We start from the raw sequence: 12,856 nt of genomic DNA on the forward strand, positions 1-12,856 counted from the left end.
AATCACTGCGGCCCGGCCGTGGGGACCGCGACGCCCGACCGACACCGATCACCGGAACGAGACCACGCTGCCTGCCACAACGGTCAGGTCGAAGATCGTAAGGTGCCCCTGTGACCGCGCCGGACCTGCCGAGGGTGACGCCGTCCGCCACGTCCGCCCGATCCGTCCGGGGGGCGTCGCGGGCCGGGTTGTCGCGCGTCCGGGTCGGGAACCTCGGACCACGGTTGCTGCTGCGCACCGCGTTCGTCGTCGTCGCGCTGCTCGTCCTCGTCCTGCTGCTGAGCGGCTGCGGGAACGGCGAGCTGCCTGCCGGGACCACGGCCCCGGCGACGCCGTCACCGACGGCGGGCCCGACCCCCTCACCGTCGCCGTCACCGACCCGCACCACCCCCGCCCCGGAGACGACCCGTCCGACGACCGAGGCACCGCCGAGCGACCGGAGCGGTGGCACGGGCGGCACGGGTGGTGAGGGCGGCACCGGCGGAAGTGCCCCGCAGCCGGGCGCGGCCCCGCCGCTGTGGCCGGCGGGTGACGCGGCCACCGCGAAGCGGATGCAGCAGCAGGCCGACGACGGCGGCGACCCGTGGCTGCTGGACCCGGAGGAGGTCGCGATCTCCTACGTCGGTGCGGAGCTGGGCTACCGCGACCCGTCGATGACGGAGCTCGCGCCGGGACGGTTCGCCGTCACCGACGGCCGGTCCGCGGCGAAGTCCACGGTGTCGCTGGAGCAGACCGTCCGGAAGGGCCCCGGCGGGATCTGGCTGGTCACCCGCGTCGACCGGTACTGATCCGGTACCGGTCCGGTACCGGCCTGCACTCACCGCCGGGATCCGGTCACGCACGCGGCGTCACCGGATCCGATGACCATCCGGAGGAGTCGCTCCGGGCCCGGTCGCTCGTTACACCCTCTGCGCCACATCAGTACCGTGAGGTGAACGACAGGTGGCGCGAACGGGTGAATCAGCGCGAAAGTTGCAGCGCCGGGGCGGCCCCCGGCGATGTTCCTGGTGAGACCGGCGCACGACGTCCCGGTCCGGCGGGTTCCAGGAGGGGTGGGCACGATGACCAGCGACTCGATCCAGCAGGACGTCTTCACCGTGTTGCACGGTCAGGCGTCGCCGATCGTGAGCCGCTGGGCGTACCGCGCGTCGGACCCGTTCGCGATCTCGTTCTCGGTGCGTCGTTCGACCGATCGGTGGATCGAGTGGCTGGTCGCCCGCGACCTCGTGATCGAGGGCCTGACCACGCCCACCGGTATCGGCGACATCCGGATGGCACCGCGCCGCGTCGACGGCTACGACGTCGTGGAGATCGAGATCCGCTCCGACGGCGGCTCCGCGGTCCTCGAGGTCGACCGCGACCTGCTGGCCCAGTTCGTCGACGCGACGCTGGAGATCGTCGATCTCGGCGAGGAGAACGACCACCTGGACATCGACACGGCCATCGCGCGCCTCACCGGCAGCGCGGCCTGACGATCACGGACGAGCGCTCCGCGGAGCGCGCCCCGGGGGATCGCGCGAGGGCCCCGGACCGGCTGCCCGGTCCGGGGCCCTCGTGCCCGGTGGCGGTGTGTCCTCAGCGCTGCTCGGCCCACTCGGGGTCGGTGTCGGCGTCCCACTCGGCGTCCGCGGCAGCCTCGTCGGCCCGGTCGGCGTCCTCGTCCAGCTGGGCGCTGACCTCGGGATCCTCGGCCGGGCTGTCGTCGGTGACCGGCTCGATGCCCACGTCGGCGTCGTGCACGGCCGCCTCCTCGGCGCTGGCCGCGCCGCCGTCGATCCCGACCTCGGACGCCGCCCCGTCGACGGCGGGTTCCCCGGCCGGCGAGTCGGTGGCGTTCACCAGCCGCCCGGACCGGTCGCCCGCGTCGGCGGGCAGCTCGTCGGGGACCTCCTTGGCCAGTCGCTCGTCGAGGGTCTCGCCCTCGCGCTCGCCCGCCGGGGTCACGGCATTGTCGTCGACGCCGTACGGCCGGTCCGGCGGGACGTAACCGGAGTCGAGCGGGTCGGTCCCCGAGGGGCCGGTCAGCGCCTCGTCGGTGTCCAGCTGCATCGCCGACGCCATGTCGGGCGCCTCGGGCTGGAACTCGTTCTCGTCGCCTGCGGCCATCAGAAGTGCGTCTCCTCGGGTGTCGTTCTCGTCGTCGTCAGCAGGTACCCGGGGGCGTGCCGCATCATGCGCCGCCCGCCGGGCGCTACCGTCCGTCCACCGGATCACCACCGCACGGCGTCCCGCCGAGAGGAGCACCACCCGTGACCGCCGCCCCCTCCGCCCGCTCCGGCGAGGCCACCCGGCGCGCGTTGCTCGCCGCGGCCGCGGACCTGTTCACCGAGCATGGCTACGACCGGACGTCGGTGCGGGCCATCGCCGAGCGGGCCGGGGTGAACCAGGCGCTGCTGTTCCGCCACTTCGGCAGCAAGGACGCGCTCTACGCCCGGGTCGCCGCCGAACGCGCCCTGGCCGTCCTGAGCGACGGACCGCCCGAGGAGCTGCTCGGACGGACGCTGCGCTCGATCCTCGACCGCGGCTCCGGGCCCGAGCACGACGTCTTCGGCTCCCTGGTCAGGTCCGCCGGAACCTCGGAGGCCGCGGCCGCGGTCCGGGTCGAGCTCGCGGGTGCCTTCACCGCGGCGTTCGCCGCGCAGGCCACCGGCGCCGCCGACGAGCGGGAGGCGGCGCTGCGGGCCGAGCTGCTGCTGACCTGGCTGCTCGGCCTGAGCCTCGCGCACCCGCTGCTGCCCGACGGCGCGATCGGGACCGCCGACCCGGACGCCGTCATGGACCACGTCACCCGGACCGCGTCGGCACTGCTGACCGGCTCCGTCACCCGGTGAGGCGGTCGACCTCGGCGCGGAACCGGTCCCGCTGCTCCGCGGTCTCCCGGGTCCGTCCGAGATAGTGCACGGGGCGGGCGGCCCGATCGTGCCAGAACCGGCCCGTCCCGATCTCCGACGTCGGCGCCGCGGCCAGCCAGACGACCGTGTCCGCGCCCTGGGCGGGGGTCCGCAGCACCGGCCCGACGACCGCGTCGAACAGCGGCAGCGATCCGGTGACGCCCGGTGTCCGGGCCCAGCCCGGATGCATCGCGTGCACCGTGATCCCGCGCGGCCCCAGCTCGTCGGCGAGCTGCCCGGTGAGGACGACCTGCATCCGCTTGGTGCGCGCGTAGGCGGCGGTGCCGCCGTAGTCGCCGCGGGTGAACTGGAGGTCGTCGTCGCGCAGCGGCTGCGCGTACATCCCGCCCGACGACACGACGACCACCCGCGAGTCGGTGCCCGAGCGCTCCGCACCCGCGGCGAGCGTGTCCGCGAGCAGCCGGGTCAGGAGCAGCGGCCCGAGGACGTGCACGGCGAGCGTCAGCTCGTTGCCCTCGGAGGTCTCGGAGCGCTCCTTCGGCAGCAGGCCCGCGTTGTGCACGAGCAGGTCCAGCGCCTCGACCTCGGTGGCGAAGCGGGTGGCGAAGGCGCGGACGTCGGCCAGCTCCCCCAGGTCACAGACCTGCACCGGCAGCCGGTCCCGGGACAGGCCGGGGACGGCGGCGACGATGCGGTCCTGCGCCGCCCGCCCCTTGTCCGGTGACCGGACCAGCAGGTGCACGGTGGCGCCGAGCCGGACCAGCCCGGTCGCCATGGCTTCCCCCAGCCCGCCGCCGGCGCCGGTGACCAGCGCCGTGCGGCCGGCCAGCGCCCCGCGCGGGGGGTCGGCCCGGCCCCCGGACCAGGTCCGTCGGCGGATCAGGTGGCCGATCCTCGAGTAGCCCAGGACCAGGGCGCGGTCGAGGACGGTGTCCAGCACGCTCAGCACACCACCGATCCGACCACAGCGGTCCCGGGCCCGCCCGATGATCTAGCCCGCCAGGCCGGGACCGGAGACGTACGGGACGCTCGGCACGTTCGCCGTCGGCAGCTTCGGCACCGCGTTCGTCACCGGGTCCGCGGTGGAGATCCGCTCCATCTCGCCACAGCTCGACAGCGAGTACGACAGCGGGTTCACCGGCGGGGCGGTCGCCTTGTCGAAGCCGTGCTCGACCTTCCGGATCGACATCGTGCCGCCGGTGAGCTTGTACATGTTCCCGGACGGGTTCGGCGCGTCCAGGGTGCCGTTGCCGTTCTCGTCGACCTCCCACTCGCCCACCGTCTGGCCACCGGGCACCGGGTTCGTGCCGTCGAGGATGCACGGGTTGTTGTTGGTGGCGCTGGAGGTGGCGCCGTAGAAGAAGCTGACGTACTCCGCGTCCGGGTCCATGCCGGTGGCGGTCGCGGTGACGGTGTCGTCGTCGACGGACGCCTGCCCGCTGACACCGTCGGTGTTCTTCGAGTCGAGGCTGAACTCGGTCGGCCCGGTGCCCGGACCGCCGACGACGCCCGCGACGTCCGGCAGCCCGCCCAGCCCGGAGTAGTCCGGCAGGCCGGCGGCCTCGGCGACACCGGACAGGTCCGGCAGCGGTCCGTCCGCGCCGGTCAGCGGGGACGTGTCGGGCAGTCCGGCGATCTCGTTGAGGCCGTCGAGCGCACCGCTGGTGGTGACGCCGGGGACGTCGGGGAGCTCGTCGGTGCTGCCGTCCGTGACCCCGGGGATCGACGGCAGCTCGGGCAGCGACGGCAGGTTCGCGAGCCCCGCGATGCCCTCGGGGAGCCCACCGACGTCGGTACCGGTGTCGGTGCCGATGGCAGTGCCGGTCAGTCCCATCGCGATGTCGACCAGGCCGCCGGCCTGCTGCGCGCCGGGGACCTGCCCGCTCGCGCCGGCGAGGGTCTCGGCCGGGTCGGGCAGCGACGTGAGCGGGGACGTCGCGGTGTCCAGGTCGGGGGCCTTCCCGAGCCCGGTGGTGAGGTCGTTCAGGCCGGGGACGGCGCCGAGCGGGCCCGCGTCCGGAGCCGCGGCGGCCGGGGTGGACGGCGCGTCGCCGGACTGCTGCACGCCCGTCGCAGCCCCGGCGCCCTCGGCGGAGCTGTCCTCGGTGGAGGCGGCCTCGGCGGACCCGGAGTCGGGCGCACCGCCGGTCGGGCCGCCGCCGGTCACGCCGGAGAGCGCGTCGAGCGGGGAGCCGCCGTGCCCGCCGAGCGCGCCGGTGACGCCGCCGAGCGCGTCCGTCGGGGCTGCACCGCCGGGGCCTCCGCTGCCGCCCGCGGAGTCCGTGCTGCCGCCGCTCGCCCCGCCGTCCGTGCCGCCGCTGCCACCGCCGGAGCTGTCCTCGCCGCTGCTGCTGCCGCCGCTGTCCTTGCTGCCGGCCGCTCCGCTGTCCTTGCCGCTGTCCTTGCCGCCGGCCGCACTGCTGTCCGTGCCGCCGCCGACGCCGGGGAGCGCATCGGTCGGGGATCCGCCGCCGGTGACGCCGGACAGGACGTCGGTGCCGGAGAGGCCGTCCAGCAGGCCACCGCCGGAGCCCCCGGTGGAACCGGACGAGGGTGCGCCGGAGCTCCCCGCGTCCGAACCGGTCGTGCCCGAGCTGCTCGCGTCCTTCCCGGAATCGGAGCCGCTCGGGTCCGCGCCGGGGCCCGAGTCCTTCCCTGACGAGCCCGCGCTGCCCGAGCCCTCACCACCGGAGTCCTTGCCGGACGAGCCGCTTCCGCCGGAGTCCTTGCCGCCCGACCCCGAGCTGCTCGATGCCGACTCCGTGGAGCCGGAACCACCCGAGCCCGAGTCCTCCGAGTCCGAGTCCTTCGAACCCGAATCCTTCGAGCCCGAGTCCTTCGAACCGGAACCGTCCGAACCGGAGTAGCCCGATCCCGAGGACGACCCACCGCCGGCCCCCATGACCGACCCGACGACGTCGTCACCGGTCACCGCGTCCGACAGCCCGCCGAGCGAGGAGGACGAGCCGGACGACCCGGTCTCGCACTCGCCGTCCTCCGGCGTGCTCCCGTCCGGGCAGTCGGCGGAGGACGAGCCGCTGTCGTCGCCGGATCCGGAGCTTTCCCCCGCGAAGGCCGTGCCGGCCGTTCCGCCGGAGGTCAGAAGGACCGCGGTCAGCGCCGCGGGCGCGGCGATCCGCCGGCCCACGCCGGACGAGGGTGCGGCGTGGCGGCGCCGGACCTCCGGCCGCGCGGCCGCGACGAGGCGCTTGCCGACTCGGGTGTGCTTACCCATCTCGAGCAGTCCTTCCGGTCGCCGGGGGGGCGACGCGCTGGGGAGCATCGGAGGACGGCGCGGGCGACCGGCGCGGCCGGGTGCGGGAGCACCCGTGGGAGCGGCCGGAGCGTGCCGGTTCGCCCGGCTCGTCCGGTCGGCGACGTTAGGTAACCCGCGGGCCACAGGTTGCGTTCCTGAGAGGGTGACGACGACCGGAGCGATCATCCGACAGCGCGGCACGACGAACGCACGGGACATTGCGCCGAACAGCGCAACGATCTACGACGAACACGCTGAGTGTTCTCAGGTTCGCCGGATGTCCCCATGGATCAACGACCGGACCCGCTCATGGTGACGGTTCGTCGCAGGAATTCCTGCGCTCACGTCCCGGACGGGTGACGGCGAGCGTCAGCGGACCTGCTCGCGTACCGCCTCGAGGTTGCGCTCCATGCCGGCCTGCCACTCCCGCAGCCGGCCGGCGACGATGCGCTCCTCCAGCTCGGGACGGGTCGCGATCACCTCGGTCAGCCCGGACGGCCCCGGCCCCATCCGCGCCCACTGGCGCAGCCGGGTACCGCCGTCGTCGGGGGTCAGCTCGAAGCGCCAGACGGCGGCGGCCCCGCCGTCCTGGTCGGGCTCGACCGTCCACTCGAAGACGCGGCCCGGCTCCCAGCCGGTCACCGTGGAGACGGTCGTCCACTCACCGCGGGCATCGTGCCGGTGCTCGCCACGGATCCGGGCGCCGGGGCCGGGCGCGGCGTCGCCGACCCACGCGGCGCGCTGCATCTCGGTGGAGACCCCGCTGAGGAAGCCGAGATCGGTCACCAGCTCCCACACCGCCACCGGATCGGCGTCGACCCGGGTCTCGGCCTCGGTGGTGGGCCCGTCGGCGTAGCGCATTACGACCTCCTCGTCGGGCTGCGCGGTGCTCAGCGCTCGTCGGCGCCCCGCCGCAGCAGGTAGGTGTCCATGATCCATCCCTTGCGCTCGCGGGCGGCGGCACGGACCTCCGCGATCTCGCCGGCGACCTCGTCCAGCGGGCCCTCGACCAGCAGCTCGTCCGGGGTGCCGAGGTAGGCGCCCCAGTAGATGTGCAGGTCGGCGCGCTGCTCGGGCGGGAGGCCGGCGAAGGCGGTGCGGCCGTCGAGCATGACGACGACGTCGTCGACGTCGTCGGGCATCCCCTCAGCGATCCGGCGCCCGGTCGTGATCAGGACGGAGCGGCCGATCCGGTTGAGGATCAGCCGGTGCGCCGCGGCGAGCGCGGCCACGCTGGAGATCCCGGCGACGGACTCGACCGACCACTCGCCGTCGATGCCGTCGAGCACCCGGTCGAGCAGGCGCAGGGTGCCGTCGTAGAGCGACGGGTCGCCCCAGACCAGGAAGGCGCCGATCTCGCCGTCGGCGAGCTCGGTCGTCAGCATCCGCCGGTACAGCTCGGCACGCCGGTCCTGCCAGTCGACGACGACGTCGCGGTACCGCCCGTCGTCGTGCTCGACCTCGGTGCCGCGGTCGCGGTCCACCTCGGGCGCGGTGACGAGCCGGTACCCGCCCTCGGGCCGGTGCCGGTCGAGGATCCCGGTGCGCAGTGCCCGGAGGTCGTCCTTGACGTCGCCCTTGTCGATGACGAAGACGACGTCGGCCCGCCGCAGGGCGGACACCGCCTGGAGGGTGAGGTGCTCCGGGTCACCCGCCCCGATTCCGATCACCAGCACCGTACGCACGACGTGACCGTAATGGACGCACGACGGCCCGCCGCGCTCCCCCGACCGGCCGCAGCGTGGAGCGACCGTCGCCCGATGCGCGCAGCGTTCCGATCCGTCACCGACCGTCGTCACTCGGTAGTGTCGTCCGGACCGCCGACCGATGTCCCTACCGCCCCGGGAGGGAAGAAGACCGTGAAGATCGGACATGTCGTCGAGTCCCTCGACCCTCGTGGCTGCGCGGCCGCGCTGGCAGACCTGGCCGAGGCCGCACCCGGCGCCGGCTACGAGATCGTCGTGGTCGCACTCGCCCCGTCCGACACGACCGGGATCGCGACCCGTCTCGCCCGGGCCGGCACGCCGCCGGTCGAGCTGAACGTGGCGCCGTGGGACCCGCGCGGGGTCCTGCGGGTCGTCGCCGCCTTCCGCGAGCGCGGGGTCGATCTCGTGCACACCCACGGCCTGCGGCCCGACGTCGTCGGCTCGGCCGCCGCGGCCCGGCTCCGGGTCCCCGCGGTCTCGACGCTGCACCACATCCACGAGCAGCCTGCCGACCGCGGCGACCAGCTCCGCCGGACGGCGAAGACGCTGGCCCGGCGCCGGTTCATGACACGCACGATCGCGACCTCGGTGCTGCAGCGGGACTGGTACCGGCGAGTCGCAGGCTCCACCGCCGGGCTGTCGGTGATCCCGGACGGTGCGGCCGACCCCGGCGTGGGGACCCCCGACGCCGCCGCCCGGCTGCGCCGCGGGCTCGGGGTCGACGAGAACGAGGTCGTCGCCGTGTCGGTCGCGCCGATGCGGCGCGGACAGGGCCAGCACATGCTGCTCGACGCCGTCGCCGAGATCCCGCCGGACGAGCCGCTCACCGTCGTCCTGGGCGGTGACGGACCGCTGCGTCCGTGGCTGGAGTCCCGGGTGGCGGGCGACGACGCCCTGTCCGGCCGGGTCGCCTTCCGCCGCAGCACCGACCCGGTCGAGCTGCTGCGGGCGGCCGACGTGCAGCTGCACACCACCCGGCACGACACGATGCCGCGGATGCTGGTGCTCGAGCACGGCACCGGTACGCCCGCCGTCGCGACCCGGGTCGGCGGGATCCCGGAGATCGTCACCCGGCACACCGGTGCGCTGGCCCCGGTGGTGTCGTCGCGGATCGCCGACGAGCTGGTGCGCCTGACCCGCGACCCGGAGCTGCGCGCCCGGTACGGGGCGGCGGCCCGGCAGCGGTTCCTCGACCGCTTCGAGGCGTCCGGCTGGGCCGCGCAGCTCGGCGACGTCTACCGCAGCGCCCTCGGGCACGCCGACGCCCCGGCGCCCGCCGAGCTGGACACCCCGGAGCCGGTCGGGCCCGCCGGCTCAGGATTGCTCAACGCCCCGAGCCCCTCGATCTCGACGGTCACGAGGTCCCCCGGCGCCATCGGGCCGACCCCAGCCGGGCTGCCGGTGAGCACGACGTCGCCGGGCTGCAGCGTGATCCACCGCGTCACCCAGGCCAGGATCTCGGGCACCGAGAAGATCATCTTTCCGGTGTCGGACTCCTGCACCACCCGGTCTCCGAGCCGGGTCCGCACGGCACGCGGCCGGTCGGCGGGGCCGTCGTCGTCACCGGTCTCGATCCACGGGTCGAGCGGGAGGAAGGTGTCGGCGCTCTTCGCCCTGGTCCACTGGCCGTCGGACCGCCAGTCGTGCGCGGTGACGTCGTTGGCGCAGGTCAGGCCGTAGACGTGGGCCATCGCATCGCGCTCGGTGACCCTCCGGGCGGTCCGCCCGATCACGACCGCGAGCTCGCCCTCGTACTCCAGCCGCTGCACCTCGGCCGGGCGCAGGACCGTCTGCCCCGGCGCGGCGAGGGCGTTCGGTGCCTTCAGGAACAGCGCGGGCTGCTCCGGCCAGGGGCGCCCCTTCTCCTCGACCTGGCAGGCGTAGTTGCTGCCCACGCACACGATGGTGCGCGGGTCGCACGGAGCGAGCAGTGCCACGTCGTCGAGCCTGCCCACGACCTCCCCCGGCCCGTCCGGGCCGAGCTCGCGCACCAGGTCGCCGTCCGCCGAGGACTCCACGCTCCCCCGCCGGGCCGCGCCGCCGGCGTCCCGGTACCGCACGACGCGCACGCGTCAGCCCTCCAGCGCGGTGCGGACGAGCTCCAGCGGGTGCCAGGCGGTCCGCCCGACGCCGTGGAAGATCTGCTGCCGGCAGGAGACCCCGGTGGCGGCGACGAGGGTGTCGGCGGGCTCGGCCTCGATCGCCGGGAACAGCCGGTCCCGGCCGACCGCCATCGACGTCTCGTAGTGCTCGGCCTCGAACCCGAACGACCCGGCCATCCCGCAGCACCCGGAGTCGATCTCGGACACCTCCAGGCCGGGGATCCGGCGCAGCAGGGCCAGGGTCGCGGCGGTGCCGACCTCGGCCTTCTGGTGGCAGTGCCCGTGGAAGACCACCCGCCGCCCACTCAGCCCGGACCGCTCGGGCAGCACGAGGCGGCCGTCGTCGATCGCGGCGACCAGCAGCTCCTCGACCTGCTGCACCCGGCCGGCGACCTGCTCCGCATCGGGGGTGTTCCCGAGCAGCGACAGCGTCTCGTCCCGCAGGGTGAACACGCACGACGGCTCGCAGCCGACGATCGGTGATCCCGGCGCGGTGTCCCGGGCCAGCGAGGTGACCAGCCCGGACGCCTTGCGGCGGGCGTCGTCGAGCATGCCCTTGGACAGGCTGGACCGCCCGCAGCAGCCGCCACCGGCGAGCTCGACGGTCCATCCGGCACGTTCCAGGAGCTCGATCGCGGCGCGCCCGATGTGCGGCTCGGTGTAGGTGGTGAAGGAGTCGGCGAGCCAGTTCACGGTGCCGGCGCTGCCCGGCGCGGGCCGGTCCCGGCGCCGGTTCCAGCGCACCAGGTTGTCCCGGACAAACCGGGGCATCGGCCGGGCCGCGGTGATCCCGACGGTGCGCTCCATGAGCGCCCGCAGCGGGCGGACCCGGTCGGGCAGGTTCGACAGCGGCGCCGTCGCCGACCCGAGCCGGTTCAGTGCCCGGATCCCGCCGAAGATCCGCGAGCGCAGCGGCGTGCCGTGCTGCTCGTGGTGGTGGTGCAGCGCCTCCGACTTCAGCGACGCCATGTCGACGCTCATCGGGCACTCGCTCTTGCACGCCTTGCAGCCCAGGCAGAGGTCGAGGATCTCGTGCAGCCGCTCGTCGCCGAGCGCGGCGGCCGGGTCCGGCTCGGACAGCGCCTTGACCAGCGCGTTCGCCCGGCCCCGCGTGGAGTGCTCCTCCTGCAGCGTGACCTGGTAGGACGGGCACATCACCCCGGCCGTCGTCTTGCGGCACAGGCCGATGTTCATGCACCGGTCCGCCACGTCCCGCATCCCGCGCCCGGCCCGCCGATCACCTCGAACGACAGCGCCGTGGTCAGCGGCGGTGCGGGCGGCAGGGCGTCGCGGTCCCGCAGGTTGTCGGTCATCGGCGGCGCGTCGACGATCTTGCCGGGGTTCATGACACCGGCCGGGTCGAAGATCCGCTTGACCCGCTGCATCGCCTCGTAGAGCTCGTCGCCGAAGATCTCCCGGTTGAACTCCGAGCGGGCGAGGCCGTCGCCGTGCTCGCTGGAGTTGACGCCGCCGTACTCGGCGACCAGGTCCTTGACCTTCTCGGCGACCACCCGCATCGTCTCGACCTGCTCCGGGTCGGTGAGGTCGACGAAGGGCCGGATGTGCAGGCAGCCGACCGAGCAGTGGCCGTAGAAGCCGGCCTCCAGCCCGTGGGCGTCGAGGATCGCGGCGAACCGCTCCGTGTACTCGGCCAGGTGCTCGGGCGCGACCGCGGTGTCCTCGATGAACGCCAGCGGGCGCTTCGTCCCCCCACCGGCGGCCATCAGCAGACCGAGGCTGGACTTGCGGACCTTCAGCAGCGCCGCCTGCTCGGCCGGGGTGACCAGCTTGAGCGTGTGGTACCCGTGCCCGTGCTCGGCCCACAGGGCGGCAACGGCGTCGACCTTCGCGGACAGCTCGTCGACCTCGTCGCCGGAGAACGACACGAACAGCAGCGCCGCCGGGTCGCCGACGAGGTGGTTGCCCAGGTCGGCGTACTCGATCTTCTTCCGGGACAGGTCGAGGATCGTCTTGTCCATCATCTCGACCTGGTGCGGCGCGCAGCTCAGCGCGTCCAGGGTCGCCGAGATCGCGCCGTGCGTGGTGTCGAAGTGCCCGACCGCGTACACGGTGCGCTTCGGCTTCGGCACCAGGTCGACGACGGCGCGGGTGGCCAGCACCAGCGTCCCCTCCGCCCCGACGACGAACTTCGCCAGGTCGAACGGGTTGGCCTCGCCGTAGCCGGCGAGCCGGTCCAGCCGGTACCCGCAGGCCCGCCGCCAGAACAGCGGCATGCCCTCCGCGATGGCCTTCTCGTGCGCGGTGACCAGCTCCGGCAGCTCCCGGTAGATCCGGCCCTCGAGGGTGTCGGCCGCCGCACGCCGCAGCCGCTCGGCCTCGTCGACCGGTTCGAGCCGGGCGGTCGAGCCGTCGGACAGCACGACGTCCAGCGCCCGGATGTGGTCGATCGTCATCCCGAAGGTGAGCGACCCGCTGCCCGCCGAGTTGTTGCCGAGCATCCCGCCGATCGTCGCCCGGTTGCTGGTGGAGGTGTCCGGTCCGAACATCAGCCCGTGCTCGGCGGCGCGCGCGTTGAGCTGGTCCTGCACCACCCCCACCTCGACGACGGCGGTGCGCGCCTCCGGGTCGATCTCGACGATCCGGTTGAGGTGCCGGGACATGTCCAGCACCAGGCCCGGGCCGACGGTCTGCCCCGCGAGGCTGGTGCCTGCCCCGCGCGGGACCACCGGGACGCCGAACTCGCCCGCGATGCGGACGGCCGCGGCGACGTCGTCGTGCGTGCGGGGGAAGACCACACCGAGCGGCATGATCGAGTACATGCTGGCGTCCCGGGAGAACAGGTGCCGGGAGTAGTCGTCGAAGGCGACCTCACCGGTCACGCGGGCGCGCAGGGCGTCCTCGAGTCCGGTGGAGGCGGGGGCCGGGCGGGCGGGACGGGTCAGCTCGGCGGTCATCGGTGGTGGGTCCTCTCGCGACGAT

11 protein-coding genes and 1 pseudogene are annotated in these 12,856 nt (G+C 74.3%); 4 read left to right on the forward strand and 8 right to left on the reverse strand.

The window, feature by feature from the left end; translation table 11 throughout:
• Positions 1–110: 110 nt before the first annotated feature.
• Both Ae150APs1_RS06665 and Ae150APs1_RS06670 read left to right on the forward strand, forming a co-directional pair.
• Positions 111–788 carry a hypothetical protein gene (locus Ae150APs1_RS06665; protein ID WP_075296467.1) on the forward strand — a complete coding sequence of 226 codons (678 nt, stop codon included), beginning with the start codon at positions 111–113 and terminating at the stop codon, positions 786–788.
• A 273-nt stretch (positions 789–1,061) separates the two neighbouring features.
• Positions 1,062–1,472, forward strand: a complete 411-nt coding sequence (locus Ae150APs1_RS06670) for an SsgA family sporulation/cell division regulator (protein ID WP_033199627.1) — start codon at positions 1,062–1,064, stop codon at positions 1,470–1,472.
• A 103-nt stretch (positions 1,473–1,575) separates the two neighbouring features.
• Here the strand turns inward: Ae150APs1_RS06670 and Ae150APs1_RS06675 are convergent, their stop codons facing one another.
• Positions 1,576–2,106, reverse strand: a complete 531-nt coding sequence (locus Ae150APs1_RS06675; RefSeq protein ID WP_075296468.1) for a DUF5709 domain-containing protein — start codon at positions 2,104–2,106, stop codon at positions 1,576–1,578.
• Positions 2,107–2,249: 143 nt separating this feature from the next.
• Between Ae150APs1_RS06675 and Ae150APs1_RS06680 the strand changes: the two genes are divergently transcribed.
• Entirely contained in the window at positions 2,250–2,831 is a 582-nt protein-coding gene (locus Ae150APs1_RS06680; protein WP_075296469.1) for a helix-turn-helix domain-containing protein, read from the forward strand.
• Here the strand turns inward: Ae150APs1_RS06680 and Ae150APs1_RS06685 are convergent.
• From Ae150APs1_RS06685 to cobF, 4 genes are all read right to left on the reverse strand, one after another.
• Positions 2,821–3,801: an SDR family NAD(P)-dependent oxidoreductase gene (locus Ae150APs1_RS06685; RefSeq protein ID WP_083679973.1), complete on the reverse strand. Its 981-nt coding sequence runs from the start codon at positions 3,799–3,801 to the stop codon at positions 2,821–2,823. The two genes, Ae150APs1_RS06680 and Ae150APs1_RS06685, sit on opposite strands and share 11 nt — an antisense overlap.
• 42 nt (positions 3,802–3,843) lie before the next feature.
• A complete protein-coding gene (locus tag Ae150APs1_RS06690) occupies positions 3,844–6,087 on the reverse strand; it encodes a hypothetical protein (protein ID WP_075296471.1) in 2,244 nt (747 codons plus the stop codon).
• A 390-nt stretch (positions 6,088–6,477) separates the two neighbouring features.
• Positions 6,478–6,969, reverse strand: coding sequence for an SRPBCC family protein (locus tag Ae150APs1_RS06695; RefSeq protein ID WP_010240005.1), 492 nt, complete (start codon positions 6,967–6,969; stop codon positions 6,478–6,480).
• 29 nt (positions 6,970–6,998) lie between these two features.
• Positions 6,999–7,793 carry a precorrin-6A synthase (deacetylating) gene (cobF, locus tag Ae150APs1_RS06700; protein ID WP_075296472.1) on the reverse strand — a complete coding sequence of 265 codons (795 nt, stop codon included), beginning with the start codon at positions 7,791–7,793 and terminating at the stop codon, positions 6,999–7,001.
• Positions 7,794–7,868: 75 nt separating this feature from the next.
• Here cobF and Ae150APs1_RS06705 point away from each other — a divergent pair.
• Positions 7,869–8,987: pseudogene (locus Ae150APs1_RS06705) on the forward strand (glycosyltransferase); the annotation flags it as partial.
• Between the two features lie 62 nt (positions 8,988–9,049).
• Here the strand turns inward: Ae150APs1_RS06705 and Ae150APs1_RS06710 are convergent.
• From Ae150APs1_RS06710 to Ae150APs1_RS33365, 3 genes are read right to left on the reverse strand one after another with little or no spacing between them, the layout of a single operon-like run.
• Positions 9,050–9,883, reverse strand: coding sequence for a fumarylacetoacetate hydrolase family protein (locus tag Ae150APs1_RS06710; RefSeq protein ID WP_075296473.1), 834 nt, complete (start codon positions 9,881–9,883; stop codon positions 9,050–9,052).
• A 3-nt stretch (positions 9,884–9,886) separates the two neighbouring features.
• Entirely contained in the window at positions 9,887–11,110 is a 1,224-nt protein-coding gene (locus Ae150APs1_RS33360; RefSeq protein ID WP_249266241.1) for a heterodisulfide reductase-related iron-sulfur binding cluster, read from the reverse strand.
• On the reverse strand, positions 11,107–12,831 hold the full coding sequence (locus tag Ae150APs1_RS33365) for an FAD-binding oxidoreductase (RefSeq protein WP_249266242.1): 1,725 nt from the start codon (positions 12,829–12,831) through the stop codon (positions 11,107–11,109). The genes Ae150APs1_RS33360 and Ae150APs1_RS33365 overlap by 4 nt, the downstream gene beginning before the upstream one ends.
• Positions 12,832–12,856 lie beyond the last annotated feature (25 nt).

The sequence above is a fragment of the Pseudonocardia sp. Ae150A_Ps1 genome (assembly GCF_001932315.1).
Lineage (GTDB): Bacteria > Actinomycetota > Actinomycetes > Mycobacteriales > Pseudonocardiaceae > Pseudonocardia.

Coding starts and splice junctions, on each gene's coding strand:
- Ae150APs1_RS06670 (WP_033199627.1), top strand. CDS start 1,062: ATGACCAGCGACTCGATCCAGCAGGACGTCTTCACCGTGTTGCACGGT.
- Ae150APs1_RS06675 (WP_075296468.1), bottom strand. CDS start 2,106: ATGGCCGCAGGCGACGAGAACGAGTTCCAGCCCGAGGCGCCCGACATG.
- Ae150APs1_RS06690 (WP_075296471.1), bottom strand. CDS start 6,087: ATGGGTAAGCACACCCGAGTCGGCAAGCGCCTCGTCGCGGCCGCGCGG.
- Ae150APs1_RS06695 (WP_010240005.1), bottom strand. CDS start 6,969: ATGCGCTACGCCGACGGGCCCACCACCGAGGCCGAGACCCGGGTCGAC.
- Ae150APs1_RS33360 (WP_249266241.1), bottom strand. CDS start 11,110: ATGAACATCGGCCTGTGCCGCAAGACGACGGCCGGGGTGATGTGCCCG.
- Ae150APs1_RS33365 (WP_249266242.1), bottom strand. CDS start 12,831: ATGACCGCCGAGCTGACCCGTCCCGCCCGCCCGGCCCCCGCCTCCACC.